We start from the raw sequence: 26,792 nt of genomic DNA, 5'->3' as shown, positions 1-26,792 counted from the left end.
ATGCGATGGGAGTCGCCGCATCCTGGCCAAGAGTAGAACCGCGAAACCGGAAAAAGTGCGATGGCCTGTAACGGCCATCGCCAAGGCGACCAGGCTGATACCCAGCCGAGCGGCTGCCCCACGGGCAGCCAGGCATACCGTCAGTGTTGCTGCACAAACTCCAGAATCAGACGGTTGACCTGTTCCGCCGCTTCCATTTGCACCATGTGCGCCTGGCCCGGCAGCAATTCGACCTGCGCCGACAAGCCCTCGGTGTGCGCCGCCGCAATGATTGCGTCGTCGCTGCCCCAGATCACCAGCACCGGATGTCGACCTTCCTGCACCACCGCGCGCAAGTCGAGCTGCTGGCGGCCATCGGCGAACAGCGTCATGGCCAGTTGGCGCAGAGCGCTATCGACGCCTTCCAGGCGCTTGTACTTGAGCATGTCTTCGAGCATCTGCCGGTTCACCAGCCCCGGGTCGGAGAACAACTGCACCAATTGCGGCTTGAGCGCGTTGCGGTTGGCCGCATCGATAAAGCCTTGCAGGTAATCGCCGTTGATCTGCGGACCGAGACCGGCGCTGCCGATCAGGGTCAGCGAGCGCACGCGTTGTGGCGCCAGCCGTGCGGTGTTCAAGGACACCGCGCCGCCCATGGAATGGCCGACCAGATGCACCGCCTCGATATCCAGATGGTCTAGCAGCGACAGCACCACTTCGCTCAGTTCATCGAGGTCCCCGCGCTGCAAGACTTTGCCGGACTCTCCATGGCCAGGCAGGTCGAGGGCGATGACCCGGCGCCCCGCCGCCAGCGCCTCGTGGTTGAACATCCAGTTGTTCAGGTCACCGCCGAAGCCATGGATCAACAGCATGGGCGTGCCGCCTTCGCCGCGCTCGAAATAGCGGATGATCCGTCCATCGAGTTCGATCTTTTGCGGGGCCGGGCCGCTGTCTTCGTCGCTGATATCCCCCGGTACGAAGCTGGCCTGGAACTGCTCGACCACCGCGTCGATCTCCGCCTCGCTGGCCTCGCCTTCGACGACTATGCCGAGCAAGGCACCGACCGAGAGGGTTTCGTCCTGGCGAGCGACCTGCCGGCGCAACACCCCGCAGAATGGTGCTTCGACGCTGCTGGAGATCTTGTCGGTTTCCACATCCAGCACTTCATCGCCCTTGGCGATGGCCGCGCCCTCCTCCTTGAGCCAGGCGTCGACCCGGCCTTCGGTCATCGACAGGCCCCACTTGGGCATGGTCAGGGTATGGATCTGGCTCATGGGCGTTTCCTCCACTCGATGAGCTTGAGCACCGCGGCTTCGATTTTCGCCGCGTCAGGGATGTACAGATCCTCCAGGGCATCGGAGAACGGCACCGGGGTGTGCGGCGCGGTGACCATTTCGATCGGAGCCTGCAAGGCCGAAAAGGCTTTTTGCGCCACCAGCGCGGAAATGTCGGTGGCCATCGAACAGCGCGGGTTGGCTTCGTCGATCACCACCAGGCGTCCGGTTTTCTCGACGCTTTCGAGGATGCTGTCTTCATCCAGCGGGCTGGTGGTGCGCAGGTCGATCACCTCGCAATCGATGCCACGCCCTGCCAGGCTGCGAGCCGCATCCAGGGCCAGGTTGACCGTGCGGCCATAGGAGACCAGGGTCACATCCTTGCCTTCGCGCAGAAAGTTGGCCTCGCCAAAGGGAATCGTATAGAGCTCTTCCGGTACTTCGCCCTGCATGCTGTAGAGCAGCTTGTGTTCGCAGAAAATCACCGGATCGTTGTCGCGGATCGCCTGGATCAGCAGGCCCTTGGCATCGTAGGGCGATGACGGGCACACCACTTTCAGGCCGGGAATGTGGGTCCAGAGTGAGGTGAGCATTTGCGAATGCTGGGCGGCCGCCCGCAGGCCGGCACCAACCATGGTGCGGATCACCAGCGGGGTCGAAGCCTTGCCGCCGAACATGTAGCGGAATTTCGCCGCCTGATTGAGGATCTGGTCCAGGCAGCAGCCGGCAAAGTCGACGAACATCAGTTCACAGACCGGCCGCACGCCACAGGTCGCGGCCCCCACGGCGGCGCCGACATAGCCGAGTTCCGACAGCGGCGTATCCAGCACCCGTCCGGGAAACTGGTGGTACAGGCCCTTGGTGACCCCGAGCACACCGCCCCAGGCGTCGTTTTCGCCGGGTGCTCCGGCACCGCCCGCGACGTCCTCGCCCATGATGAATACGCTCGGATCGCGGCGCATTTCCTGGGCCAGGGCTTCATTGATTGCCTGTTGATAGCTGATTTTTCTCGCCATGATGAAGGTCTCGATTCTTGTTATAGGGGGCGTTCAGGGATAGGAAACGTAAACGTCGGTCAGCAGGTCGGCCGCGCTCGGCTTGGGGTCGGACTTGGCCTTGCGCACGGCGTTTTCGATCAGTAGCCCGACTTCGTCGTCGATCTGGTCCAACTGCCCCGCGTCAATCAGTCCGGCGCGGGTGGTGCGCTCGCGAAACTGCATCAGGCAGTCGTTGTGCTCACGAAAATGCTTCACTTCGTCCGGGGCTCGATAGGTCTGGGCATCGCCCTCGAAGTGGCCGTAGTAACGGGTCAGTTTGACTTCGATCAGCGACGGCCCTTCACCGGCCCGGGCGCGTTCGACGGCAGCCCCGGCGGCTTCGTGTACGGCGAAGAAATCGAAACCGTCCACCGTGACCCCGGGCATGCCGAAGCCGGCGGCGCGATCGGCAATGTGATCGCAGGCCACCGACCAGTTGGACGCCGTGGCCTCGGCATAGCCGTTGTTCTCGGCAATGAACAGGCACGGCAGGTTCCACACCGAGGCCATGTTCATCGCCTCGAATACCGCGCCTTCGTTGGAACCGCCATCCCCGAAGAACACCACCGCCACACTGTCGGTGCCCTTGAGCCTGGCCGCCAGCGCCGCGCCGACCACCAGCGGTGCGCCGGCACCGACAATGCCGTTGGCGCCGAGCATGCCTTTCTCGAAATCGGCGATGTGCATCGAGCCGCCCTTGCCCTGGCAGACTCCGGTTTTCTTGCCGTAGATCTCGGCCATCATCCCGTACACATCGACGCCTTTGGCGATGCAATGACCGTGACCGCGGTGGTTGGAAGCAATGCAATCGTCATCGCCAAGATGCGCCATGACCCCGGCGGCGGACGCTTCTTCCCCGGCGTAGAGGTGGACGAAACCGGGAATCTCGCCGGTGGCGAATTCCACATGCAGGCGCTCTTCGAAGGCGCGGATGGTGCGCATCACCTTGTAGGCATGCAGCAATTGATCAGCGGACAGGTGTGTCGACATTTTTATTCTCCAGGGTTGTCTCGGGATGAAAGGTTCAGGGGGTGTTGCGGATGTTCACGGCCGATGGCCAGTAGCCGTTGTTGCGCGGCGTAAGCCAGCGCGGCATTGACGTCGATGCTCAGCGGCCCGCGGTTATCGAGGGTGACGCTGGGGCGGTCAGCGGCGTTGAACTCGATCTCGCGTTCGCCATCCAGGGCCAGAGTGCCGCAGGTCAATGCCAGGGAATGGGCGACGCCCGGCTCCAGGCTGCCGGCGGCGAGCACTCCGCAGCCTTGCAGCAGGCCGGGAGCCAGCGGCACCAGCAGCGCCTCGGGAGACTGCGGGTCGAGGCGCATCCAGGCCCCACCCGGTGCTTGCCGGGAGACCGGAAACCACAGCCCGCAGAGCGCCGAAAGGCCAATGGCCCGGGGCTCCGCGAAAGTCACGAAGACCTGCGCCAGGTCCGCCGCGCGACTGATCGCCCGGGCGCCGACAAACGGCAGCGAGGACACCGCAACGTCGACCAGCGCCCACTCGCACAGACCACGAGTCGGCACGCGCACCAACAGGCGTTTGTTGCGGCGCAAGGCAATCTCGGCGGGAATCCGCCCGCTGACGAACAATCCGCCGGCCAGGCCGGCGCTGGTGGCTTCGCGCAATTCGGGAAAGGCGTTATTGGTGCCGGTGGACAGGGTCAACAAAGGGATGTCGCCGACCTCCGCCGCGACGGCCTTGTGGGTGCCGTCGCCGCCGAGCACGGCGATCAGCGAAACACCGCGCTCGGCCATCAATCTCGCGGCCTTGCGGGTGTCTTCGACGCTCTGGCGCAAGGTGATGTCGAGGAATTCCAGGGCTGGCCAGTGACTGTCGCGGGCCTGGCGCCCCTGGCTGTTCTTCAGCACGGCGGCGGCGATTCCGGTCATGTCGGTGGGCATCAGCACTTGTTCGACACCGGTCGCGCCGAACGCCGCCAGCAGCCGCTGGATCACCGAGACCTTGTCGGTACTGGAAAACAGCCCGGCATTGGCGGTCAGCCGTCGCACGTCGCGGCCCGAGGCCGGGTTGGCGATGATCCCCACGGTCAATGGCCGGCGGCTCATGGCGCGGTCCAGCCGGGCGTGGTGTCAGGTCGCAAACCAGCCAGGGACAGGTATCGGCAGTCGAACATGGGGCACCTCTGGTTATTTTTATGCTTTCCAGGGCTAGAGCAAGGCCGGTGCCAGAACCTGGAAAATCGCTGGAAACGCCCGGATTAGAGAGGATCAGGCGAATTGCAGGGGAGTTGTCGGGGAGCTATTGGCGAGACGCGACATGTCAGGTTGCCCGGGCCGGGCATGAGACGCTGAGACGTTGCGTCTCACCGCCGCCGGGTATCGTCCGGGTGCTTGTCTGACGGTGATGAACAGCGCTTAATGGCCGCACAACTACAAAAAGCTGGAAACGGAGGCCCTATGCTTTCCGCACACTCGAAGGCCCATGTCGATTGCGTCAGCCGTGTGTTGAAGAACGCCACGCAGCTGCCGCAAGTGCCGGTGTCGAGCCTGATTCTCGACTCCTGGCGCCGCTCCATGGAGCAACATCATCTTGACCCCGGCTCGCTGCAGGGGCCGCGCATCCTGTCGCAGCACGTGCTCAAGGAATGCCGTGAGCGCTCGGAACTGTTTCTGCGCATCGCCAGCGAAGAAGTCGCCCGCCTCCACGGCCGGGTGCGGGGCGCCGACTACTGCGTGATGCTCACCGACGCCCAGGGCCGGACCATCGATTACCGGGTCGAGACGGCGATTCGCAGCGACTGCCGCAAAGCCGGGCTGTACCTGGGCACCTGTTGGTCGGAAGGCGAGGAAGGCACCTGCGGCGTGGCGGCGGTACTCACTGCCAGGACCCCGGTCACGGTGCATAAAAGTGATCATTTCCGTGCGGCATTCATCGGCCTGACCTGCTCCGCCGCGCCGCTCTTCGACCCGCAGGGCGAGCTGCTCGGGGTGCTCGATGTGTCGGCCGTGCGCTCCCCTGACGAGCGCCGGTCCCAGCACCTGATCCGGCAGATGGTGGTGCAGAGCGCCCGGGAAATCGAACAGGCATTTTTCATGAGCAGTGCCCAGGGATTCTGGGTGCTGCGCGCCCATGGCAGCGCCGGCTATGTCGATAGCCAGCCGGACTACCTGTTCGCCTGGGATGACGACGGCTGCCTGCAGGCGCTGAATCCGGCGGCCCGGCAGTTCCTGCTGCAGCGCTATGGCCGGCTGCCCGAGCATATCGGCCAAGTGTTCGACCAGCAGCTGCTGCATCGGGCAAGGGACGGGTCCCTTTGCCTGCTGCGCAACCATGGTGGGCAGAGTGAATTGCATGCCCGCTTGAGCGCACCTCGACGCCCGCTTGCCAAACCTTCATCGAGTGAAAGTGCGGCGCCGCAATTCGACCCGCGTATCGCCGAAAGCCTGCGCCTTGCGGTGCGGGTCAAGGACCGCAATCTACCGGTACTGATTCAGGGCGAGACCGGCTCCGGCAAGGAAGTCTTTGCCCGGCAATTGCACCAGGCCAGCCGCCGTCGCGACTGCCCTTTCGTTGCGGTGAACTGTGCGGCGATCCCGGAAAGCCTGATCGAGAGTGAGCTGTTCGGGTATGTCGCCGGGGCTTTCACCGGCGCCTCGAGCAAGGGCATGCAAGGCCTGCTGCAACAGGCCGATACTGGCACGCTGTTCCTCGATGAAATCGGCGACATGCCGCTGGCCTTGCAGACCCGTCTGCTGCGGGTCCTGGCGGAAGGCGAAGTAGCGCCCCTGGGCGCTTCACGGCGCAAAGTGGTAGACATCCAGGTGATCTGCGCGACCCACCGCGACCTTGAAACCCTGGTGGCCAGCGGCGACTTTCGCGAAGACCTGTACTTCCGCCTGGGAGGCGCGCGCTTTCAATTGCCGCCACTACGCGAGCGCAGCGACCGACTGGCATTGATCAGGCGGATTCTCGACGAGGAATCGGCGCTGTGCGGGGTGCAGTTGAAACTCGCGACGACAGCACTGGAATGCCTGCTCGGCTACCGCTGGCCGGGCAATGTCCGGCAGTTGCGCCACGTTCTGCGCTATGCCTGCGCGGTCTGCGAGACCGACGTTATCCAGTCGAGCCATTTACCGGAGCTGCTGCGGGGGCCCGAGAGCCGGCCCTTGGAGGCTTTTGCTGAACCCAGTGACAGTCCGGAGCGTCAGGCACTGCTCGATGCGCTGGTGCGTCACCGCTGGAAACCGATTGCCGCGGCCAAGGCCCTGGGGATTTCCCGGGCGACGCTGTATCGACGGGTGAATCAGCACCGGATTGATATGCCTGGGAGGGGGCCGGGGTGAAGTGGGAGTGGTTCTGATGCCAGTCAGTTAGCGTGACTCTTTAGTCTGGGGACATTTGTGGCGAGGGGGCTTGCCCCCTCGCCACAGATTGTCTGAAAAACCGCAGTGTTCGCTTCGCGCTCACAGGTTTTGTGCAGCCATCACGTCTTATCCTGAAACCTCGCCCTATACCGCCCCGGGCTCTCCCCTGTCCACTTCTTGAACGCCCGGTGAAACGCGCTGGGTTCCTGGAAGCCGATATGTTCGGCAATCTCGGTAATGCTCACCTTGGTCTGGCGCAGCTGTTCAAAGGCCATGCCCCGGCGCACTTCGTCCTTGATCTCCTGAAACGAACAACCCTCGCGCTCCAGTTTGCGCCGAAAGGTGCTGGGGCTCATCCGTTGTTCCAGGGCAAAGGTTTGCAACGTCGGCCATTCACTGTAGTGGCAGTTGCGCAAGCGCTGATGGACCTGTGCCGCAAGGCCGTGCTGGTTACGGAAACGAATCACCAGCCATTGCGGCGCACTGCGTAGAAACACTTTCAGCGAGGCAAGGTCCTGGACCACCGGCAACCGCAAGTAGCGACTGGCAAACTCGATTTCGGTGCGCTCGGCGCCAAAGGTCAGATTGGCGCCCCAGAGCAACGGATCATCGGTGAGTGACACACGCTGATGGCGAAAGTCCACGCGATCGATAGGGATTCGCCGCCCTCCCAGCCAGCACAGCAGGCTGAACATCAGCACCAGGAAGGTCTCTTCGCCGAAAACACTGGCCTGCTGGTCTTCGCAACGGGTCTGCAGGCTGATGACCGCCCGTTTGCCGCGCACACTGAGGCTGCCGCGAAAGTCCCGCAGGAACAGCGCAAAGTTGGCCAGGCACTGGCGCATGGCTTTTTCCAGGTTCGGCTCCTGGATCAAGGCCCGGCAGATCAAGGCGAAGCTGCCAGGCCGCATGCCGTGGGAGTCGAGCTGGAAAAATTCGTCGTCCAGTTCGCGAATCTGGATCAGCCATAACGCGGCAAACGCACTGGCCGGGACGCGCGCCTGGGGCTGGTCCATCAGCGCCGGGTCGATGCCCGCCTGCTCCAGTACCGTCCGCCGACGCAATGGATCGTTACGCAGTGCATGGACCATGGCCTGCACAAAATAGACGGCAACCGAGTCCTTTTCGCGCATATGAATGCTGCTCTCCTCATCGCCTGGAATGGCAAAAAACATCAGCTTTGCTGAACAGTTATGGCATAGGCGCGGTGGCGCTGCCGGCTCTAGACTCGTCATCACCAAAGGCGTTTCAGTGAGCCGCCGTGGCCAGCGTCCCATGCCGGACGGCGCCCATGGTACGCCAGTCGCTGAGGCACCGACTATTTCAGCTAACGAATCCACCCTGATTCAGAGAGTCGACATGAACAATTCCGATATTTTCGTCGTCAGCGCAACGCGTTCCGCCATCGGCAGCTTCGGCGGATCGCTCAAAGACGTGTCGCCTATCCAGTTGGCGACTGACGTTTGCCGCGCCGCCATTCAACGTTCGGGCCTCGCCCCTGAGCATATCGGCCATGCGGTGATGGGCCATGTGATTCCTACCGAAGCCCGCGACGCTTACCTCTCCAGGGCCGTGGCAATGAATGCCGGGCTACCGAAAGAAACCCCGGCGTTCAACGTCAACCGGCTCTGCGGTTCCGGCTTGCAAGCGATCGTCAGTGCCGCGCAGAGTCTGCTGCTGGGCGACGCAGGGGCCGTACTGGCCGGTGGTGTCGAGTCCATGAGCCGTGGCGCTTACTTGCTGCCTCAGGCGCGCTGGGGTGCTCGCATGGGCGACATCCAGGGCATCGACTACATGCTGGGGGTTCTGCAGGACCCGTTTGCCGGTTTCCATATGGGCATCACCGCGGAAAACATCGCCGAGCATTTCGGCATCAGTCGGCAGATGCAGGATGACCTGGCCTTGCTCAGCCAGCAACGGGCCGCCCGGGCGATCGCCGAAGGACGGTTTGTCGAACAGATCGTGCCGATTGAAGTGCCTACCCGCAAAGGCACGCTGTCGTTCGCCACTGACGAGCATGTGCGAGGGGATGTCAGCGCCGAGCAGCTGGGTAGCATGAAACCGGCCTTCAAGAAAGACGGCAGCGTCACTGCCGGCAACGCTTCCGGGCTCAATGACGGTGCCGCGGCATTGATCATGGCCACTGCACAGGTTGTCCGTGAGCAAGGCCTCAAGCCCATGGCCCGTCTGGTGGGTTACGCCCACGCCGGGGTCGAGCCGTCGATGATGGGCCTGGGACCGATTCCCGCGACCCGCCTGGTGCTCAAGCGCGCCGGCCTGACCGTTGCCGACCTGGATGTCATCGAATCGAACGAGGCCTTCGCGGCGCAAGCCTGTGCGGTGGCGCAAGAACTGGGGTTCGATCCGCAGAAGGTCAACCCGAACGGTTCGGGTATCTCCCTGGGTCACCCGGTGGGCGCCACCGGCGCGATTATCGCGACCAAGGCCCTTTACGAACTGCAGCGCTGTCAGGGCCGTTACGCCCTGGCGACCATGTGCATTGGCGGCGGCCAAGGCATTGCCGTGCTGTTCGAACGCGTTTAATCAAGGAATTGCCTGAAGATGAATCTGCAGACTATCGGCGTGATCGGCGCTGGCACCATGGGCAACGGCATTGCGCAAATCTGCGCCCTGGCCGGCATCAATGTGATGCTGTTGGATATCTCCGAGACCGCGCTGGAAAAAGCCCTGGCGACGGTGAGCAAGAATCTGGATCGGCAAATCGCCAAAGAGCTGCTGTCCGAGGAACAAAAACTCGCGGCGCTGCAACGGATTCAGACCAGCACTGACTACGCCACGCTGAAAAACGCGCAACTGGTGATCGAAGCCGCCACCGAAAACCTCGACCTGAAACTGCGGGTGTTGCAACAAATCGCCGCTCAGGTCAGTGCCGACTGTGTGATCGCTTCGAATACTTCTTCGTTGTCGATCACTCAGCTGGCGGCCAGCGTCAGTCAGCCGGAGCGCTTCATCGGCCTGCATTTCTTCAATCCGGTGCCGATGATGGGCCTGATCGAAGTCATTCGCGGCCTGCAGACCAGTGATGCGACCCATGCCCTGGCGCTGGAACTGGCGCAACGGCTGGGCAAGACCGCGATCACCGCAGGCAATCGCCCGGGTTTCGTCGTCAACCGGATTCTGGTGCCGATGATCAATGAAGCGATTCTGGTGTTTCAGGAAGGACTGGCCAGCGCCGATGACATCGACGCCGGGATGCGCCTTGGCTGCAATCAGCCGATCGGCCCGCTGGCCCTGGCCGACCTGATCGGCCTCGATACCCTGCTGGCGATTCTCGAGGCTTTCTACGACGGCTTCAATGACAGCAAGTATCGTCCGGCTCCGTTGCTTAAAGAAATGGTCGCCGCCGGTTACCTGGGGCGCAAAAGTGGACGCGGCTTCCATGCCTATGCCTGAACGCTGCTCACGCCTGGCGCAGCATCGTGACAAGGCGCTCGAGCTGTTCGCCAGGAAGGGCTTTGGCCAGGTCGGCATGCGTGAACTGGCGACCTACCTGGGGGTCACGCCAGGTTCGCTGTATCACCACTATCCGAGCAAGCAGCATCTGCTGCTTGACCTGATCGAAGAGTTCTACGAAGAGCTGCTGGCCACCCTGCAGCGAATCGACAAAGCCCCGCGCCGCGCACGCAACATCCAGGTGGTGATCCACGCGCACCTGAAACTGCATCGGGAGATGCCCGGGCACTATCGCCTGGTCGAGCGCGACAGTTGCTGCCTGAACGAAGATCAACAGCAGCGGGTCAAGGAGTTGCGCGAGCAATACCAATGCCGGCTGCTGGCGATTCTCGGGCATCGGTCAGCATTGACCGAACAGAGCCTGCTGGCCGCCGGGCACGCGATTGCCTCATTGCTCAATAGCGCACCGTCCTGGCTGGCCCAGCACAGCCTCGACGACCAACAGCGTGACGACCTGCTGGAAACCCTGGTGACCGGCGCGATAGAACGCCTGCTCGCGCCTTGCCCGCCGAGGGCGGCCTGCCTTCAGGCAGCGGTGGCCTGAGGGAAAAGATCGCAGGCTGCGCCAGCTCCTACGCCGACCGTGGCTGGCAAAACGATCGGCGAGATACCCGCCAGCCAGAAACACAATCCCCCGGTAGGAGCTGCCGCAGGCTGCGATCTTTTGATCTTGCTTCTGGGCAATCTCCATAACCGCCAAAAGATCGCAGGCTGCACCAGCTCCTACGCCGACCGTGGCTGGCAAAAAGATCGGCGAGATACCCGTAATCGCCGTCGCCCGGCACAATCGGCCAGAAACACAATCCCCCGGTAGGAGCTGCCGCAGGCTGCGATCTTTTGATCTTGCTTCTGGGCAATCTCCATAACTGCCCAAAGATCGCAGGCTGCGCCAGCTCCTACGCCGACCGTGGCTGGCAGGAGGCATTATCGGACTCCCGCGATCCCGTTTCCTCGTTTCAACTCCGGGTGATTACCACCTCGAGGTATTCACTCGGCACCACCAGCGAATCCGGGCCGGCCCGGTTCAGGCTGTTCAACAGTGCGGTCAGGTCGTGTTCCAGGGCCAGGGCAGCGTCGGCCTCAAGCGCCGCAAAGGCCTTGTGAACCGGTCCGTACCAGGTGCGAAACACTTCGATGAAGTGCGCGGCCGAGCGGTACCTGAAATTGAACAGCCGGCGCGTCACCGCGATCCTGGCGGCGCGGTCAGCGAACAGGGTCTGCAGATGAGCCTCGGTGCCCCATAGCGAAGGCGGTTGCGCGCCCGCCGGTGGCGGGAGATGGCGCCCGAGGGTCTTGAACATCTGCCCGACAAACCCTTCCGGGGTCCAGTTGGCAAGGCCTATCCTGCCCCCAGGCCGACACACCCGCGCCAGCTCGGCGGCCGCTTTCGCTTGGTCGGGGGTAAACATCACGCCGAAGGTCGACAGCACCACGTCGAAGCTCGCATCCTCGAAAGGCAGGGCTTCGGCGTCGGCCACCTGAAAGGTCACTTCCAGGCGCTCGGCCCTGGCGCGGTCTTCGCCGCGTTCGAGCAGCGCAGCCACGTAATCGGTCGAGGTCACCTTGCAGCCTCGACGCGCCGCGGCCAGCGTCGCATTGCCATTGCCGGCCGCGACGTCAAGCACCTGCTCATCGCAACGCAGGTCGCAGGCCTCGGCCAATTGCTCGCCGACTATCTGCAAGGTGGTGCCGATCACGGCATAGTCGCCACTGGCCCAGGAAACCATCTGACGGTTTTTCAGGGCGTTTAAATCAATCGGTGTGCTCATGAGTTCTGGCTCCGAGTGGGAGGACGTCGACTTCGCGCAAAAGGCCGGGCTGTCGATCAGCCGCGACCCGTGCAAAACCTCGTTGAACGCCGCTACTCCGCCGTTGTGGGATCAATGATCGAAGTGACCCGGGAAACCTGGTTTATGGGGAAACTGCCTTGCCTGGCGTGCTCCCTGACCAGCTCCTCGTTCGGTGCGATGTACACGCAGTAAAACTTGTCGCCGGTGACGTAGCTTTGCAGCCACTGCACCTGCTGTCCCAGTTCGCTAATGACCTTGCAGGACTTTTGCGAAAGGGCTTTCAGATCTCGCTCCGTAAGGTTTCCGGCTCCTGGAATCTCGCGTTCAATGACGAACTTCGGCATGGCAACCTCCACTTGCTGGATGTCCGGGGCAGGCAGTTACCCCGTCGGACAACTATCGCGCTCGAAAACCCTGGCGTCCTGCCCGATCGTCGGCAAGGTCTGCCCGATCGTCCGGACATTGCCTGTCCCGCGGCCACGCGCTCACAATCGGAAAAGTCCAGCCAATGGGGAGATCGGCCATGGCAGCACAGCGCTTGGTCAGAACCCTGCAACCAACGCATCGGAGCAACGGCTGATGGACGCACTGTCGCAGACCCTGGGCGTGGTCCAGCTGGTGGGCGCGATCTTTATCAATGCCAGGTTCACCGCGCCCTGGTGCTACCAGTCACCCAGTGCCAACTCGGTGGCGCCGCTGCTGGAGCCTGATGCCGAGCGGGTGGTGATCTTTCACTTGATCACCGAAGGCGAGTGTTATGTCGAACTCGACAACCAGCCGCCGGTGCTTTTGATCGCCGGCGACGTGGTGATTTTTCCCCAGGGTGATGCCCATCGCATGAGTTCTCAACCTGGGCTCGCGCCGGCCAAAGGGGGGCGTCTGGCTGCGGTACTGTCGCGCCGTCCACGTCAATTGAACTACGGCGGTGGCGGTCCGGCAACCCGGCTGGTGTGTGGCTACCTGGCGTGCGATACCCGCCTGGCGAGCATGCTGCTGGCGGGACTGCCGCCACTGGTCAGGGTCAATGTACGTGGTTCAAGTGCCGGTATCTGGCTGGAGTCCTCGGTGCGTTACGCCCTGGCCGAGGCGCGCTCCCCACGCCCCGGTGGTGCCGGAGTACTGGCGAAACTGGCCGAGGTGCTGTTCATCGAGGTTTTGCGCCTGTACATGAGCGAACAAAACGAAGGTCGTACCGGCTGGCTGGCCGGGGTCAGGGACCGGATCGTCGGCGCCGCCTTGAACTCGCTGCACAAAAGCCCTGCCCATGCCTGGTCCCTGGATGAACTGGCGCGTGCCGCAGGCACCTCAAGGTCGGTGCTTGCGCAACGCTTTCAGCAACTGGTGGGAAGTTCGCCCATGCAGTACCTGACACAATGGCGCATGCAACTGGCGGCCAATCTTTTGCGCCGCAGCAATGCCTCGTTGACGCACATCGCAGAACAGGTGGGTTACCAGACCGATACCGCCTTCAGCCGGGCCTTTCGCCGCGAGTTTGGCGCTCCGCCCGCGGCATGGCGGCGCAGTCAGTCGGCGACAGCTCGTGGAAAGTCGAATGTTGCCTAAGCTGAAGGTGATCGAGGGAGGAGGATTCCAGCGTGAGCGTACAGCTGAACCACACCATCGTCTGGTGCCGTGACAAGCACCAGTCCTCATCATTTCTGGTGGAGCTGCTGGGCCTGCCCCGCCCTGCCCCGTTCGGTCCGATGCTGATCGTCCAGCTGGATAACGGCGTCTCGCTCGACTATTACAACGAGGATGGCGAGATCGCCTCCCAACACTACGCATTCCTGATTGGTGAAGACGACTTCGACCCGATCTTCGCCCGCATTCAGGCCCGCGGGCTTCCCTACTGGGCCGATCCCGGCAAGCAGCGACCGAACGAAATAAACCGCCTGGACGGTGGTCGCCGGGTGTATTTCGATGACCCCGACGGCCATCTGCTGGAGATTTTCACTCAACCCTAGGCCGTGACGTAATGGATCACATCGTCAAGCCTGTCCAGGTCCGGAGCGTTGCTTACAGCCTCTTCCGGGCTGCACCACGGATAGTCCAGGTTTGCTACCCAATCCATGATCGGCTGCAGCTCAGTCACCGGCAGCGTCTTCATGTGCTCGATGGTAATAGTGAGCTTCTCGACCAGCCCCGACCCGGGACTGAACTGCCATTCATACAAACCGCAGCCTACCCGGACCTCGCCGGAGCTCTTGTCGGACATGGCAACCAGCCATTTACATCGGAATCTTGTGCTATCCGCTTCAGGGGGGCCACCCAGGCAGAAGGTGTAAACGTTTTCGAAGGTCTGGCCGAACCGACTGACCAGGACTTCGCCGATCGGCCCAAGGCCTTCAACGTGGGGCGGGAACGAGATGGATCCGGTGTGCACCACCATGTCCAGTACGGCGTCTGGGGTAAAGGCCTGCCGCAACAGATGCGGACGGTTACCGTCCTTGGCTTTTATGTACTGTTGTATCGATAACCGAGGCGCTTTCATTGATTGTCCGTTGTATCAATGGGTTTACAAAGCATTGTTCCACAGATCCGTCACCAGCATGCAACCCGGGGCATGGGTGATGCACAGCGGTGGACGTGAAGCCTGCACCACCGACTGCGGAGTCACGCCACAGGCCCAGAACACCGGGATTTCGTCGGCTTCGATCGGTACCGCATCGCCATAGTCCGGGGTGCTTAGCGAATGGATGCCGATCAGTGACGGATCACCGATGTGTACCGGCGCGCCGTGGACGTTGGGCATGCGGGCGGTGATCTGTATCGCCTGGATCGCCGCCGCGGCTTTCATCGGCCGCATGCTCACCACCAGCTTGCCGCCCAGGCGCGCGGTGGGCCGGGTGTCGATATTGGTCTGGTACATGGCGACATTGCGCCCCAGATCGATGTGCCTGAGCGTGATGCCGGCATCCAGCAAGGGTTGTTCGAAGGAGAACGAGCAACCGATGGCGAAGGCCACCAGGTCGCCCTGCCACAGGTGTTCGATATCCAGCGGTTCTTCACTCAGTTCGCCATGGCGATAGACCCGGTATCGGGGCACATCATGGCGGATATCGATGGCTACCCCAAGATTGCGAAAATACGGATCACCCGGCTCGGTGACGTCGAGCAACGGGCAGGCCTGGCGATTGAGGGCGCAGTACCTGAGAAACTCGTCGGCCCAGTCACGGGGCAGAATCACGATATTGGCTTGCACCCGGCCCTGGCCCAGGCCGCTGGTGTGGCCCTGATACTGCCCGGCGGCGATGCTTTGGCGCAAGGCCAACGGGGCGGTGTGCTGCAATTGCTCGAAGGACAGGACGGGCTGGTTCATCACGACTTTTCCATGGATTCGGTGACTCTTTGTAGAAAACCATGGCGACGCCGTCCAACAAGGAATGTTGTTACCCCCGGATAACTAAAAGTTATTCGAGGGGCAGCCGGCTGTTGAGATCCGCTACCGAAACCATTCGTTGCGGGCCGACATCCGAGGCGTATTGATTGACCACCTGGCGGCTCATTCTGACAATGCTTTCCACCAGTTCCAGGCCGACCCCGGCGCGCCACGAGGCGACGACATCCAGTTGCGGCAAACGGCTGCCCGGCTCCAGCTGAATCAGCTCGCCGCTGGCCAGGGGCTTGGCCACCAGTGCGGCCGGCAAGGCGCCGATACCGAAGCCGTCGCGAATCAGCCGGGTCATGGCCGACACCGAATTGACGCAACTGACCCGCGGCGTATTGATGCCATGGGCATGCAGCAGGTTGAGTACATCCTGATGCGGGCGTGAGTGTTTGACGAAGGTGATGATGCGTTCACCGGCCATCTCCACCAGCGAGGCATAGGGCCGGGCGTAGATCGAGTTGCTGGCGGCGATCCAGTGCATGGGGTAATGCGCCAGCTCAAGGTTGCGCACGCTTTCGTGGCGGATCAGGTCGGTCTGGAACACGATGTCCAGGTAGCCCTTCTGCAACTGCTCGCAGAGATTGCGCGCGGCATCGGCGGTGATCTCGATTTCCACGGCGGGAAAGGTCTGCATCAGGGTCGACATCAACGGGCTGAGCCAGGTGTGGATCACCGTATCCATCACGCCGATGCGCACCAGCCCCTGCTGTGGGCTGGTGTTGTCCAGGGAGTGTTTCAACGCTCGCTGCACCTCCAGCATCTGCTCGGCATAGTCGAGCACCTTGAGACCTTCGGGCGTCAGCGAGACTCCGCGTGAATCACGCACGAACAGGCGCAGGCCCAGCTCGTCTTCCAGGGAGGCGATCCGGCTGGAGATCGCGGCCTGGGTACTGAACATTTTCTCCGCGGTCAGGCTGAAGCTTTGCAGGCGGGCCACCCAGACGAAGGTTTCGAGGAATTTGAGGTTCATGGCGGCTCTCGCGGCTCTTGTTGCTTTGGTGATATTGACGGGGAATTCACTGTCCCCCACAGAGAACATGTTCGGCGCGTTGCAATTGTTACTCCAGAGTCGGCTGCCGGGGTATCAAATTTATTTATGCATAGACTCGCTTTTTTCCCGTTTGACGCTGCTTGGCCCCGGCGCGAAGAATCCGCTCCACGACACAGGTCACTGCGTCCGCTCCCCCACGACAACGCCTTCACAAAAAAATAAACAGGCGTGTCCGTCATCATCACTTGCTGTAGCAGGAACTCCAATGGAAAAAACCATGACTGATCATGTGCTTTCAGGTACGGGCCGCCCCGGGCCGTTCGCTGGGTACATCTCCCTGTCAAAAAACGAAAAACACACCTTCTGGAGCGGCTACAGCCCTGTCGGCACCTTGTTTGGCATGAGCCTGCTCTGCGCACCGGCCGTCCAGGCGGACTTTATTGCGGACAGTAAAGGCAGCCTGGAAGCGCGCAACTTCTACTTCAACCGCGATTTTCGCCAGGACGGCTCGCGAGACAAGGCTGAGGAATGGGCGCAAGGTTTTCTGTTGCGCATGGAGTCCGGTTACACCGCCGGCGCTCTCGGTTTTGGCCTGGATGCCTTGGCCATGGCCGGGTTCAAGCTGGACTCCGGCGGCGGTACAGCGGGCACCAATCTGTTGCCGCCAGATTCGTCCGGCGGTTCCCAGGACAACTACAGCGAACTGGGCCTGACCGCAAAAATGCGCTTGTCCAACAGCACCTTGAAGCTTGGGACTTTGCAGATCAAGGATCCGGTGGTGAGCTCCAACGACACTCGCCTGTTGCCGGGAACGTTCAAGGGCGGCCTGGCGAATGTGCAGGAAATCGACCGTTTGAAACTGACGGCCGGGCAACTCACGCAGATCAATTTCGTCGACTCCACCGATTATCAGGACATGACCGCCAACCGCATCGGCGGGCGCAGCGACAAGTTCCAGTTCGCTGGAGGTGACTATCAGTTCCTGCCGAACCTCACGGCGCAGTACCGCTACGGCAAGCTGGAAGATATCTACCAGCAGAACTACCTCGGGCTCGTGCACCTGCTGGACCTGGGCTCGGGCCAGTCGCTCAAGAGCGATCTGCGCTATGCGCGCAGCACCGAAGACGGCAACTTCCGCGCCCTCGACAACCAGGCCTTCGGTGCATTGTTCACCTACAGCCTGGGCGGCCATGCCCTGGGCTTCGGCTACCAGCGCATGAGCGGCGACGATCCGTTTCCCTATATCGGCCGCAGCGATCCCTACCTGGTCAACTTCGTGCAGATCGGCGATTTCGCCAACGTCGACGAGCACTCCTGGCAAACGCGCTACGACTACAACTTTGCCTCGCTGGGTTTGCCGGGATTGAGTTTCATGACCCGCTACATCTCGGGTGACAACGTGCAACGCAATGCTCCGGGCGAAGGCAAGGAATGGGAGCGCAACACCGACATCGCTTATGTGGTGCAAGACGGTACGTTGAAAGGCTTGGGCTTGAAATGGCGCAACGCGTCGGTGCGTTCGAATTTCGGCAACGATCTGGATGAGAATCGCCTGATCCTCAGCTACACCCTGGCGCTTTGGTAAGCGCGCAGGAGCTGCCGCAGGCTGCGATCTGTTGATCTTGCTTCGGGCATTCTCCAGAACCGCCAAAAGATCGCAGGCTGCGCCAGCTCCTACGCCGACCGGGTAGACCCGCACTCTCCGGTTAACGCCATTCCTCGACTGCGCGCACCCCGGATTTCACGGATTCACCTAATCCCCCGGTAGGAGCTGCCGCAGGCTGCGATCTGTTGATCTTGCTTCGGGCATTCTCCAGAACCGCCAAAAGATCGCAGGCTGCGCCAGCTCCTACGCCGACCGGGTACACCTGCTATGTCCGGTTAACGCCATTCCTCGACAGCCCGAATTTCACGGATTCACCCAATCCCCCGGTAGGAGCTGCCGCAGGCTGCGATCTGTTGATCTTGCTTCGGGCATTCTCCAGAGCCGCCAAAAGATCGCAGGCTGCGCCAGCTCCTACGCCGATCGTGGACATTCAGCGCCTGGTCAGCGAGAGTCTGCATGACGCCACAGGCTGCAAGAAGGAGCGCCCCGCATGCTCTCGATAGAACTGCACAACGCCCAGCGCGATGAACTCGAATGCATCGAAAACCTGATGCAGTTCTATATGTACGACTTCAGCGAGTGGCTGGCGCTGGAGTTCGGCGAGCATGGTTTTTTCAGTATCCAGCCTAAACTCGACTACTGGCGAAAACCGGCGACCCGGCCCTTCCTGATCAAGGCTGACGGTGAATTGGTTGGCTTCGTGACAATTGACGACGAGGTTCGCTCGCAAGGCGCCCAGTACAATCTCGGCCACCTTTTCGTCGGCCGCCGCTATCGCGGTCGAGGCATCGGCAGGTTTGTGGTGTCGGCATTACTGAAAAAATTTCCTGGCCAGTGGCAGATTTTCCACATCGACGCCAATCAGCCTGCTCGCGCATTCTGGGCCAGGGTTATCCCCGACCTCACCAAGGGTGAATTCACTCGTCATCAGCTGTCAGTCGATGGATATGCCTGCACGCTCTTCAGGTTTGAGTCCAGTGCTGAAGCGTAAAATGTCGTGGTGCTATGGCCTGTGTGACCTGCTCAATCTGCACAAAACCGGTCACGACTGTTTGTCAGATGTAGCCACATCGCCGCTCGAGCAGCGTCCGGGTCCTGTTTTTTGATGGCATTGAGAATGGCCTCGTGCTCCAGATTGGCAAGCTGCCCAAGCTTCGCCAAGTCGACTCCGCCACGTTCAGTAGCGGTCACCCGGGTCCTGGGAATCATCGAGTTCCCCAGATGCTGCATGATTTCGGTAAAGCAGGTATTGCCGGTGGCCTCGGCAATCAGCAAATGAAAGCGTTTGTCCTCTTCGACACAACTGTCGTTATTGGCCAATAAACGCTGGTAGTCATCCAGTGCCTTGCGCATCTGCACCAACTGCTTCGGGCTGCGACGCTTGGCGGCCAGGGCTGCGGCCTGGGTTTCGAGGCCCATGCGCAACTCGAGAATGCTGCGCACGCTCATGGCTGTATCGACATTCAGGCGCAAGCCCTGTTCGGGCAAGCGCTCAAGGACAAAAGTGCCGATGCCGTGGCGGGTTTCCACCAACCCTGATGCCTGCAACTTCGAGATGGCCTCACGCACTACCGTGCGACTGACCCCGTGCTCGCGAACAATGGTGTTTTCTGCCGGAAGCTTTTCGCCAGGCTTGAGGCTGCCCAGCAAAATCCTTTGGGTCAGCTCTGCCACCAGCTCATAGGCAAGGTTGTGGGAGCGTTTGCGGGCAGGTGCATCAGTATCGTTTTGCATCATGGTCATCCACTAATCCGTGCTATCGAATCGTAACATCCTGGCTATTTCGTGTTGCGCTCAGTTCCCTGTGCGCCGTGCAAAGTATCGCAATTTCCACTTTCAACTTGTATGACAACACTCAACAAAAGATCAGTGACTCAGGAGTTTGACGTCACCCTTCGAGATACAGCCAACCAAAACCCACTCCACTCATTACTCCAAAAAAACCTTAAGAACCCTCGACAACGCTCTATAAACAATAGATATAACGCGACAAACACGAGTAAAAATGCATAAAAAACAAAAAACCTAGAACGATAAAATCGAGCAGCCCGCCTTGTAGGACAAAAATCGCAGTTGTATGATGTCTATCAACTAGAGCCACACCCCTAACAAGAACTATTCAGCAGGCGGACCCACCATGAAGCCACACGCAATCAACGCCCTCCCTTTTGCCGCACTCCTCGCCCTCCCCGTCAGCGATTTCGATACGCCCGCCTGACACTTGATCACGCCATACCCCGCATAAAAATAACGAGTGGGAGAAAATACTGTGAACACATCCAATTCCAGGGTGAGCGACGGCGCGGATCCGGCTTTGCTTTCGGCCGTATCGAAAGTAAAGCGTCATGTCCTGCCGCTGTTTGTCATCATGTTTATCGTCAACTACATCGACCGGGTGAATATCGGCTTCGTGCGCTCTTACATGGAGCACGATCTGGGCATCGGTGCCGCAGCCTATGGCTTTGGTGCCGGCTTGTTTTTCATCGGTTACGCGCTGTTCGAAGTCCCTTCCAATATCCTCTTGCAGAAAGTCGGCGCGCGTATCTGGCTGACCCGCATCATGCTGACCTGGGGAATTGTCGCTACCTGCATGGCGTTCATCCAGAACGAAACCCACTTCTACATCCTGCGTTTCCTGCTGGGTGTGGCCGAAGCAGGATTCTTCCCGGGGGTGATCTATTACTTCACTCGCTGGTTGCCCGGGGTGGAGCGCGGTAAAGCGATTGCAATCTTTCTCAGTGGCTCGGCGATCGCATCGCTGATCTCCGGTCCGTTGTCGGGGTTGCTCCTGCAAATAACCGGTTTGGGCATGCATGGCTGGCAGTGGATGTATTTCATCGAAGGGATGTTTTCGGTGGTGCTGTGCGTCTTCGTCTGGTTCTGGCTCGACTCCAGACCTCACGATGCCAAATGGCTGACCCGTGCCGAGCAGGATGCCCTGGTCAAGGCCATTGATGCCGAGCAACTGGCCCGTGAAGCGGCAACGCCGATCAAGCCGACGCTGGGCAAACTGCTCAAGGACCGCCAGATCATTCTGTTCTGCCTGATCTACTTCTTTATCCAGCTGACCATCTATGCCGCGACCTTCTGGCTGCCGAGCATCATCAAGAAGATGGGCGAGCTCAGCGATCTCCAGGTCGGGCTGTTCAACTCGATTCCGTGGTTGCTGTCGATCGTCGGCATGTATGCCTTCGCATCTTTCTCGGCCAGATGGAAAAACCAGCAAGCATGGGTCGCAACCGCGTTGCTGATCGCCGCCGCCGGGATGTTCATGTCGACCACCGGTGGACCGGTCTTTGCCTTCGTCGCCATCTGTTTCGCGGCGCTGGGCTTCAAGTCCGCATCATCGCTGTTCTGGCCAATTCCACAGGCCTATCTGGACGCACGAATCGCCGCCGGTGTGATCGCACTGATCAACTCGGTCGGCAACCTCGGCGGCTTCGTGGCACCGACCACCTTTGGCCTGCTGGAAGAACGCACCGGCTCGATCCAGGGCGGTTTGTACGGCCTGGCCGCGACTTCGATCATCGCCGCGATCATTGTCTTCGCCGCTCGCAACAAGCCCAAGGGTGCACCCGCCGTCGCACTGAAACCGGCCCCAGGCCACTCCTGACCAGGACGGGGCAGGCCTGCGCCGGGAAACGCCAGGCCACTGCCCCGGATCAAACCAATACGAATTTACAGGACAACCCAATGCACACCTCGAACCCCCAAGACGCCAGCAAAGCCCCGGTCATTACCAGCATGCAGATCGTCCCGGTGGCCGGCCACGATGGCATGCTGCTCAACCTCAGCGGCGCCCATGGTCCGTACTTCACCCGCAATATCGTGATCCTCAAGGACAATGCCGGCCATACCGGCGTGGGTGAAGTGCCGGGCGGCGAACGAATCCGCCAGACCCTCGAAGACGCCCGCTCGCTGGTGGTCGGCAACGGCATTGGCACTTACCAGAAAATCCTCAATACGGTGCGCCAGACCTTTGCCGAGCGAGACTCTGGAGGTCGCGGCTTGCAGACCTTCGATCTGCGCATCACCATCCATGCAGTTACCGGTCTGGAAGCCGCCCTGCTTGACCTGCTGGGTCAGCACCTGGAGGTACCGGTCGCGGCCCTGCTCGGTGAAGGCCAGCAGCGCGATGAAGTGAAAATGCTCGGTTATCTGTTCTACGTCGGTGATCGCCACAAGACCGACCTGGCCTACCGCAGCGAGCCGGAGGCGGACAACGACTGGTTCCGCCTGCGCCATGAACCTGCCATGACCGCCGAAGCCGTCGTCCGTCTGGCCGAAGCGGCCCACGCCCGCTATGGCTTCCAGGACTTCAAGCTCAAGGGCGGCGTGTTAAGCGGCGACGAAGAAATCCAGGCGGTCACCGCCCTGGCCGAGCGCTTCCCCGACGCGCGTATCACCCTGGACCCCAATGGTGCATGGTCGCTCAAGGAAGCCATTCGCCTCTGCCGCGATCAGCATCATGTCCTGGCGTACGCGGAAGACCCCTGTGGCGCCGAGAATGGTTTCTCCGGTCGCGAAGTCATGGCTGAGTTTCGCCGTGCGACCGGCCTGAAAACCGCGACCAACATGATCGCCACCGACTGGCGCGAAATGGGCCATGCGATCCAGTTGCAATCGGTAGACATCCCCTTGGCCGACCCGCACTTCTGGACCATGCAGGGTTCGGTTCGGGTGGCGCAGATGTGTAACGAATGGGGTCTGACCTGGGGTTCGCATTCCAACAATCATTTCGACATCTCACTGGCAATGTTCACCCACGTGGCCGCTGCGGCCCCGGGTGAAATCACCGCCATCGACACTCACTGGATCTGGCAGGACGGCCAGCGCCTGACCAAGGCGCCGCTGCAAATAGTCGATGGCTGCGTACAGGTTCCAGAAAAACCCGGCCTGGGTGTCGAGCTGGATATGGACCAGGTGGCCAAGGCCCACGAACTGTACAAAGGCATGGGCCTCGGCGCGCGTGACGACAGCGTGGCCATGCAGTTCCTGATCCCCGGCTGGAAATTCAACAACAAACAACCGTGCCTGGTGCGCTGAACACGTGCCAATCCTGTGTTTGGTCATAGGGCCGTAGCAGCTGCCGAGCCTGCGAGGCTGCGTTCGGCCGCGAAGCGGTCGTTAAACCAGGCAACGGGTTCCTTCAGGCAAAACGTGTACGCAGGCTTAGCGAGGACTTCGTCCTCGGACGCAGCCTCGCGGGCTCGGCAGCTGCTACCAGCCCCCTTGGCGCAGCCCGCGAATTGGGCGGGCGCCCTGGTTGGGTCTATACCTTAGGAGTAGCGGTCGCCCCGACACCTGAGGGAAAGGCCATGGACAACAACAAGGATTCAGGAAGCAACCTGGGCTTCTGGCTGCCAGGCAGCGCAGTCATCCTCAGCCTGGTGGTATCGACCTTTGCTCTGTACCGTGAGCCTTTCCTCGAGTCGCGCCCCATCGGCGGGCAATTCCAGGCGCAACTGCCCATAGAAGCTCGCCTGTGGCAGGACCCCTTCGATGCACTCGAGCGCTATCGTAAAAAGCTCAAGGGCGGCAAAGACGCAGGTTCTGAGTGCAGTAGCACGCTTTCCGGCAAGTCCGCGGTACCTGGCACCTCGCCCGAGCAGGGAGCGCTTCCGGACATCATGGTGGCGCTGGTCGAGGGTGGTCCGTACGCCGATGAGGTCGAACTGCGCCGGCGCATTCGCTACGCAACCCTGGCCGGCTTCAAGAATTCCCGAATGGTCCCGGAGGACGAGCAGCACATCCGTTGCCTGGCCCTTGCAAACGATCTGGCGGGTGATCCGCAAGGCACCGAAACCGATCCGCAACGCGCTGAACTCCCCTATGAAACCTTCGTCGCCGACCCGTTCGATCCCCCGACGGACGCTGACGACATAAAGCATCCGGCTGACCGGACCATGCTGTTCTGGGTGAAGCAGGAATATCTCGGTTCGGACCCGTTGCACAAGCTCGACACATTGCGCCACACCCTGGCCTGTAAAGTCCGCCAGGCGTACGGCGCTGCGCAAGCGTGCGACGCGCAGCCCGACAGTACGCTACTCAAGGTGATCGGCCCCTCCAACTCGACCATGCTCCGGGATATGTACTGGCAGGAGGCCCAAGGCACGCTTGTGCCCCATATCGAGATTTACTCGCCACTGGCCACAGCCGACAAAAAGATGTTGATGCGCGGCTTCACCAAGGCCGGTTCCCCCGAGCAAATACCAGCGGAGCCAACCCGGCACAAGGAGTCATTGAACCTGCTGCGCACGGTCAGCGACGACGGCACCATGACGCGCTTGCTATTGGAGGAACTGAAGCTGCGTCGAGTAGATCCGGCTGCCGGCGTGCAATGCGCCAAGGGTGTGACCCTGCGGGTCGGAATGCCTTGCGCTCCCGCGGGCAGGATGCGCGCCAATCGCATTGCGCTGATCTCCGAGTGGGACAGTTTCTACAGCCGCGCACTGATCGAGAGCTTCAAGTCGCAGGTTGCCGAGAGCGCCCGCATCAGCCAGGGCGACAAGGCAATGGTCGATGAGTGGGTGCTGCGCTTCAGCTATCTGCGCGGCCTCGACGGACGCCTTCCGGAGGAAGCCCCGAGCGGCGACAAGGCCGCCGCCAAGGACGCCGGCAAGGACAGCAACCAACTGGATCTGAGCCCGCTCGAGAAGTCCGATGGCAATTCCCAGCTCGATTACCTGCGCCGCCTCGCCGACCACATTGTGCTCGAGGACGAGGCTTATCGCCGAAATGGTGAAAGTGGTATCGGCGCCATTGGCGTGCTGGGCGTCGACACCTACGACAAGTTGCTGGTCTTGCAGGCCGTCAAGAGCCGGATGCCGAACAAGGTGTTTTTCTCCACCGATCTTGACGCGCGCATGTTGCAACGCGGGCAGGCGCAGACCACCCGCAATCTGGTGCTGGCCGCTCCCTATGGCCTGACGCTGACGCGCGCCCTGCAACAGGACGTGCCGCCGTTTCGCGACAGTTTGCAGAGCGCGGTGTTCATCTCGGTGCTGGCCGCGCAGGCGCCACAGAGCTTCGACGCCAAGCGGGCGAAATTCGATTATTCGAAATCGGGGCTGCTCTCGCCCGGCATTTATGAAGTGGGCATCAGTGGCTTCATCCCCTTGGCGAGCCGGTTGACTGCATCGCGCACCGAGGATTGCGCAGCACCGATCAGTGCGCGGCCAGGCCGGGGCAGCACTATACGTCCGCAGGACATCATGGCCCTGCGCTGCCTGCAGGATCCGTCGCCACCGGCGTATCCCGAACTGTCCCAATCGGTGCGCAACAAGTTCGAAGAACGACAGTCGTACTTTTGGGCCGGGCCGCTGTCGCTGATCCTGCTGGTCCTGGCGATCTTCCTGGGCTGGTGGTGGACCAATGAGCAATCCCCCAACAACAGCCTGCCACCCTGGGTGCGGGGGGTGCCGCTGGCACTGTATGTGGGGGCCGGGCTGTCCGCCTGGGTCGCCACCCAGTACTGGCGCGTGGAGTTCATGTGGATCACCTTCGTGTTGATCCTGCTGGGGATCATTTGCTCGGGGCTTATCCGCCGCTCCCGGCGCCAGCCGGCGCCTTGCGAAGGCCCGCCCGCCCCCGCCGTGGCCAGAGGGTTGTTCGACTCGTCGGCGTGGTACATCGCGGTGCCTGTCGTCGCCTTCATCCTCGCGCTGCTGTGGGCATTCCAGATCCGCCACACCTTGACGGGCGGCGGACTGGGCGAGCCGATGTTCCTGTTCGAGGGCATCAGCGCCTGGCCAACGGTGGCGCTGCGCCTGCTTGCAGTGCTGATTTCGATCTCGGCGCTGGCCTGGGGCTGGCGCAGCCTGCGCGTCAGCCGGATCGAAATCGAGACTTCCTATCATTTGAGCCCCTACCTGCGCAGCCATCGAGCGAGTCTGTGGCGGCAGTTTCCGCGCTTCGCTCAAGGCGGAAAAAGGCGCACATGGCATCAATGGTTCGAAGCACTGGGGCATTGCCTGTTTCTGGTGCTGTTCCCGCTCTCGTCCACCAGCATTGCCAGAACACAACCCAAGGCATGGGCTGCTCTTCCCCGCTCGGATGACGCAGATCAGCGCACGATCATTTCCTTTCTGCGCTTCTGGAGGGAGCACTGCGTGAGCGGTACCTTCGGTGCGCGGATGCTGCGCGCCGTCCTCGCCACCTGGATTTTTGTGGTGATCACCAGCGTGCTCTTTGTGCTGTGGCCAATGGAAGGGGTTCCGGTGCGCGGAGAGTCGCCGGTCTGGCGGTTGAGCTGGCTGGTTCCAACCCTGGTTTTCCAACTGCTGGTGTTCTGGGTGGTGGATGCCAATCGCCTGCTGACGCGATTCATCCGGCAACTGAGCAGCTATCACGCAATCTGGCCAAAAAAGTTGCAGGATCAGCACGAGAAGATCTTTGGTATCCGGGACCATGCCTGTATCGATGATTGGGTGGACATGATGTTGATCGCCAAGCGCACCGCGGCGGTCAACCGTCTGATCTATGCACCGACGGTAGTCCTGTTGATCCTGATGGCGTCTCGCAGCAGTGTGTTCGACAACTGGCCGACACCGCCCAGCGTGGTCATTTCATTCGTGCTGACCGCACTGGTGCTGCTGATCAGCGCGCTGTCGCTGCGCCGTGCCGCGGAAAAGGCCCGAGCCGCGGCGCTGCAGCGGGTTGATAGCTATCTGTTGGAAACACCCGCCGGCATGCCGGGTTATGACAAGTTCCGGATGATTCGCGAGCGCATCGCGGCGCTCAATACCGGCGCCTTCTCGCGCTACTCGGAAGAGCCGCTGGTGCGCGCGCTGCTGCTGGCGCTGACCGGCATCGGCGGGTCGGCCATCGTCGATGCGTTGAGTTTTGCGAAGTTTTAGGTTTCGACGGACAGGGCATCAAGGGCATGGGTATCTGCACATCTCTATCCCGTAGCAGCAGTCGAGT

Annotated in this window: 22 protein-coding genes; 11 read left to right on the top strand and 11 right to left on the bottom strand. The window is 61.5% G+C overall.

From position 1 onward, the window contains the following. Positions 1–140 precede the first annotated feature (140 nt). The 4 genes from AC3IUA_RS14460 to AC3IUA_RS14445 are packed head-to-tail and all read right to left on the bottom strand — an operon-like array spanning position 141 to position 4,359. Positions 141–1,253 (bottom strand): acetoin dehydrogenase dihydrolipoyllysine-residue acetyltransferase subunit, encoded by a 1,113-nt coding sequence (locus AC3IUA_RS14460; protein WP_489361912.1) that lies wholly within the window; start codon positions 1,251–1,253, stop codon positions 141–143. Next, positions 1,250–2,269 carry an alpha-ketoacid dehydrogenase subunit beta gene (locus AC3IUA_RS14455; RefSeq protein ID WP_489361910.1) on the bottom strand — a complete coding sequence of 340 codons (1,020 nt, stop codon included), beginning with the start codon at positions 2,267–2,269 and terminating at the stop codon, positions 1,250–1,252. Before AC3IUA_RS14455 ends, AC3IUA_RS14460 begins: the two co-directional genes overlap by 4 nt. A gap of 33 nt (positions 2,270–2,302) precedes the next feature. Next, positions 2,303–3,280 carry a thiamine pyrophosphate-dependent dehydrogenase E1 component subunit alpha gene (locus tag AC3IUA_RS14450; RefSeq protein WP_489361908.1) on the bottom strand — a complete coding sequence of 326 codons (978 nt, stop codon included), beginning with the start codon at positions 3,278–3,280 and terminating at the stop codon, positions 2,303–2,305. Positions 3,281–3,282: 2 nt separating this feature from the next. Further along, complete coding sequence (locus tag AC3IUA_RS14445) at positions 3,283–4,359, bottom strand: ATP-NAD kinase family protein (protein WP_489361906.1); 1,077 nt, start codon at positions 4,357–4,359, stop codon at positions 3,283–3,285. Positions 4,360–4,710: 351 nt separating this feature from the next. Here AC3IUA_RS14445 and AC3IUA_RS14440 point away from each other — a divergent pair, with 351 nt between their 5' ends. Then, positions 4,711–6,597: a sigma-54-dependent Fis family transcriptional regulator gene (locus tag AC3IUA_RS14440; RefSeq protein WP_489361904.1), complete on the top strand. Its 1,887-nt coding sequence runs from the start codon at positions 4,711–4,713 to the stop codon at positions 6,595–6,597. A gap of 140 nt (positions 6,598–6,737) precedes the next feature. On the opposite strand, the gene AC3IUA_RS14435 is transcribed toward AC3IUA_RS14440, so the two are convergent. Beyond that, entirely contained in the window at positions 6,738–7,751 is a 1,014-nt protein-coding gene (locus tag AC3IUA_RS14435) for an AraC family transcriptional regulator (protein WP_489362358.1), read from the bottom strand. A gap of 226 nt (positions 7,752–7,977) precedes the next feature. Here AC3IUA_RS14435 and AC3IUA_RS14430 point away from each other — a divergent pair, with 226 nt between their 5' ends. Genes AC3IUA_RS14430 through AC3IUA_RS14420 form a run of 3 tightly spaced genes read left to right on the top strand, consistent with a single transcriptional unit; the run spans position 7,978 to position 10,636 of the window. Next, a complete protein-coding gene (locus tag AC3IUA_RS14430) occupies positions 7,978–9,162 on the top strand; it encodes an acetyl-CoA C-acyltransferase family protein (protein WP_489361902.1) in 1,185 nt (394 codons plus the stop codon). An 18-nt stretch (positions 9,163–9,180) separates the two neighbouring features. After that, positions 9,181–10,032: a 3-hydroxybutyryl-CoA dehydrogenase gene (locus AC3IUA_RS14425; protein WP_489361900.1), complete on the top strand. Its 852-nt coding sequence runs from the start codon at positions 9,181–9,183 to the stop codon at positions 10,030–10,032. Continuing rightward, positions 10,019–10,636: a TetR/AcrR family transcriptional regulator gene (locus AC3IUA_RS14420; RefSeq protein WP_489361898.1), complete on the top strand. Its 618-nt coding sequence runs from the start codon at positions 10,019–10,021 to the stop codon at positions 10,634–10,636. The genes AC3IUA_RS14425 and AC3IUA_RS14420 overlap by 14 nt, the downstream gene beginning before the upstream one ends. Before the next feature lie 412 nt (positions 10,637–11,048). Here the strand turns inward: AC3IUA_RS14420 and AC3IUA_RS14415 are convergent, their stop codons facing one another. Together AC3IUA_RS14415 and AC3IUA_RS14410 are read right to left on the bottom strand one after the other, a co-directional pair. Continuing rightward, entirely contained in the window at positions 11,049–11,861 is an 813-nt protein-coding gene (locus tag AC3IUA_RS14415) for a class I SAM-dependent methyltransferase (RefSeq protein WP_489361896.1), read from the bottom strand. A 92-nt stretch (positions 11,862–11,953) separates the two neighbouring features. Beyond that, complete coding sequence (locus tag AC3IUA_RS14410) at positions 11,954–12,226, bottom strand: DUF4242 domain-containing protein (protein WP_489361894.1); 273 nt, start codon at positions 12,224–12,226, stop codon at positions 11,954–11,956. Positions 12,227–12,461: 235 nt separating this feature from the next. On the opposite strand from AC3IUA_RS14410, the gene AC3IUA_RS14405 reads away from it, so the two are divergent. Further along, entirely contained in the window at positions 12,462–13,445 is a 984-nt protein-coding gene (locus AC3IUA_RS14405) for an AraC family transcriptional regulator (protein WP_489362356.1), read from the top strand. Between the two features lie 32 nt (positions 13,446–13,477). After that, positions 13,478–13,846, top strand: a complete 369-nt coding sequence (locus AC3IUA_RS14400; RefSeq protein ID WP_489361892.1) for a VOC family protein — start codon at positions 13,478–13,480, stop codon at positions 13,844–13,846. On the opposite strand, the gene AC3IUA_RS14395 is transcribed toward AC3IUA_RS14400, so the two are convergent. The 3 genes from AC3IUA_RS14395 to AC3IUA_RS14385 form a co-directional block, all read right to left on the bottom strand. Continuing rightward, positions 13,843–14,373 (bottom strand): hypothetical protein, encoded by a 531-nt coding sequence (locus tag AC3IUA_RS14395; RefSeq protein ID WP_489361890.1) that lies wholly within the window; start codon positions 14,371–14,373, stop codon positions 13,843–13,845. The genes AC3IUA_RS14400 and AC3IUA_RS14395 overlap by 4 nt on opposite strands. A gap of 24 nt (positions 14,374–14,397) precedes the next feature. Continuing rightward, complete coding sequence (locus AC3IUA_RS14390) at positions 14,398–15,201, bottom strand: putative hydro-lyase (RefSeq protein ID WP_489361888.1); 804 nt, start codon at positions 15,199–15,201, stop codon at positions 14,398–14,400. A gap of 91 nt (positions 15,202–15,292) precedes the next feature. Further along, positions 15,293–16,240, bottom strand: a complete 948-nt coding sequence (locus AC3IUA_RS14385; RefSeq protein WP_489361886.1) for a LysR family transcriptional regulator — start codon at positions 16,238–16,240, stop codon at positions 15,293–15,295. 421 nt (positions 16,241–16,661) lie between these two features. Between AC3IUA_RS14385 and AC3IUA_RS14380 the strand changes: the two genes are divergently transcribed. Both AC3IUA_RS14380 and AC3IUA_RS14375 read left to right on the top strand, forming a co-directional pair. After that, positions 16,662–17,846, top strand: a complete 1,185-nt coding sequence (locus AC3IUA_RS14380) for an OprD family porin (protein ID WP_489362354.1) — start codon at positions 16,662–16,664, stop codon at positions 17,844–17,846. Between the two features lie 511 nt (positions 17,847–18,357). Next, a complete protein-coding gene (locus tag AC3IUA_RS14375) occupies positions 18,358–18,858 on the top strand; it encodes a GNAT family N-acetyltransferase (RefSeq protein WP_489361884.1) in 501 nt (166 codons plus the stop codon). Between the two features lie 32 nt (positions 18,859–18,890). Here the strand turns inward: AC3IUA_RS14375 and AC3IUA_RS14370 are convergent, their stop codons facing one another. After that, positions 18,891–19,601 carry a FadR/GntR family transcriptional regulator gene (locus tag AC3IUA_RS14370; protein ID WP_489362352.1) on the bottom strand — a complete coding sequence of 237 codons (711 nt, stop codon included), beginning with the start codon at positions 19,599–19,601 and terminating at the stop codon, positions 18,891–18,893. 535 nt (positions 19,602–20,136) lie between these two features. Here AC3IUA_RS14370 and AC3IUA_RS14365 point away from each other — a divergent pair. The 3 genes from AC3IUA_RS14365 (at position 20,137) to AC3IUA_RS14355 (ending at position 26,725) form a co-directional block, all read left to right on the top strand. Further along, positions 20,137–21,480, top strand: coding sequence for an MFS transporter (locus tag AC3IUA_RS14365; protein ID WP_489361882.1), 1,344 nt, complete (start codon positions 20,137–20,139; stop codon positions 21,478–21,480). Positions 21,481–21,560: 80 nt separating this feature from the next. Next, on the top strand, positions 21,561–22,913 hold the full coding sequence (gene gudD / locus AC3IUA_RS14360) for a glucarate dehydratase (protein ID WP_489361880.1): 1,353 nt from the start codon (positions 21,561–21,563) through the stop codon (positions 22,911–22,913). Positions 22,914–23,185: 272 nt separating this feature from the next. Continuing rightward, positions 23,186–26,725, top strand: coding sequence for a hypothetical protein (locus AC3IUA_RS14355; protein WP_489361879.1), 3,540 nt, complete (start codon positions 23,186–23,188; stop codon positions 26,723–26,725). Positions 26,726–26,792 lie beyond the last annotated feature (67 nt).

Source organism: Pseudomonas sp. KH_050 (genome assembly GCF_057838875.1).
The sequence above is the reverse complement of the archived record's forward strand: the minus strand, read 5'-3'. Positions and strand labels throughout refer to the sequence as shown.

Bases quoted from the DNA above. Each gene is read 5' to 3' on its own strand.
- AC3IUA_RS14460 (WP_489361912.1), bottom strand. From the start codon at position 1,253: ATGAGCCAGATCCATACCCTGACCATGCCCAAGTGGGGCCTGTCGATG.
- AC3IUA_RS14455 (WP_489361910.1), bottom strand. From the start codon at position 2,269: ATGGCGAGAAAAATCAGCTATCAACAGGCAATCAATGAAGCCCTGGCC.
- AC3IUA_RS14450 (WP_489361908.1), bottom strand. From the start codon at position 3,280: ATGTCGACACACCTGTCCGCTGATCAATTGCTGCATGCCTACAAGGTG.
- AC3IUA_RS14445 (WP_489361906.1), bottom strand. From the start codon at position 4,359: ATGAGCCGCCGGCCATTGACCGTGGGGATCATCGCCAACCCGGCCTCG.
- AC3IUA_RS14440 (WP_489361904.1), top strand. From the start codon at position 4,711: ATGCTTTCCGCACACTCGAAGGCCCATGTCGATTGCGTCAGCCGTGTG.
- AC3IUA_RS14435 (WP_489362358.1), bottom strand. From the start codon at position 7,751: ATGCGCGAAAAGGACTCGGTTGCCGTCTATTTTGTGCAGGCCATGGTC.
- AC3IUA_RS14430 (WP_489361902.1), top strand. From the start codon at position 7,978: ATGAACAATTCCGATATTTTCGTCGTCAGCGCAACGCGTTCCGCCATC.
- AC3IUA_RS14425 (WP_489361900.1), top strand. From the start codon at position 9,181: ATGAATCTGCAGACTATCGGCGTGATCGGCGCTGGCACCATGGGCAAC.
- AC3IUA_RS14420 (WP_489361898.1), top strand. From the start codon at position 10,019: ATGCCTATGCCTGAACGCTGCTCACGCCTGGCGCAGCATCGTGACAAG.
- AC3IUA_RS14415 (WP_489361896.1), bottom strand. From the start codon at position 11,861: ATGAGCACACCGATTGATTTAAACGCCCTGAAAAACCGTCAGATGGTT.
- AC3IUA_RS14410 (WP_489361894.1), bottom strand. From the start codon at position 12,226: ATGCCGAAGTTCGTCATTGAACGCGAGATTCCAGGAGCCGGAAACCTT.
- AC3IUA_RS14405 (WP_489362356.1), top strand. From the start codon at position 12,462: ATGGACGCACTGTCGCAGACCCTGGGCGTGGTCCAGCTGGTGGGCGCG.
- AC3IUA_RS14395 (WP_489361890.1), bottom strand. From the start codon at position 14,373: ATGAAAGCGCCTCGGTTATCGATACAACAGTACATAAAAGCCAAGGAC.
- AC3IUA_RS14390 (WP_489361888.1), bottom strand. From the start codon at position 15,201: ATGAACCAGCCCGTCCTGTCCTTCGAGCAATTGCAGCACACCGCCCCG.
- AC3IUA_RS14385 (WP_489361886.1), bottom strand. From the start codon at position 16,240: ATGAACCTCAAATTCCTCGAAACCTTCGTCTGGGTGGCCCGCCTGCAA.
- AC3IUA_RS14380 (WP_489362354.1), top strand. From the start codon at position 16,662: ATGAGCCTGCTCTGCGCACCGGCCGTCCAGGCGGACTTTATTGCGGAC.
- AC3IUA_RS14375 (WP_489361884.1), top strand. From the start codon at position 18,358: ATGCTCTCGATAGAACTGCACAACGCCCAGCGCGATGAACTCGAATGC.
- AC3IUA_RS14370 (WP_489362352.1), bottom strand. From the start codon at position 19,601: ATGCAAAACGATACTGATGCACCTGCCCGCAAACGCTCCCACAACCTT.
- gudD (WP_489361880.1), top strand. From the start codon at position 21,561: ATGCACACCTCGAACCCCCAAGACGCCAGCAAAGCCCCGGTCATTACC.
- AC3IUA_RS14355 (WP_489361879.1), top strand. From the start codon at position 23,186: ATGGACAACAACAAGGATTCAGGAAGCAACCTGGGCTTCTGGCTGCCA.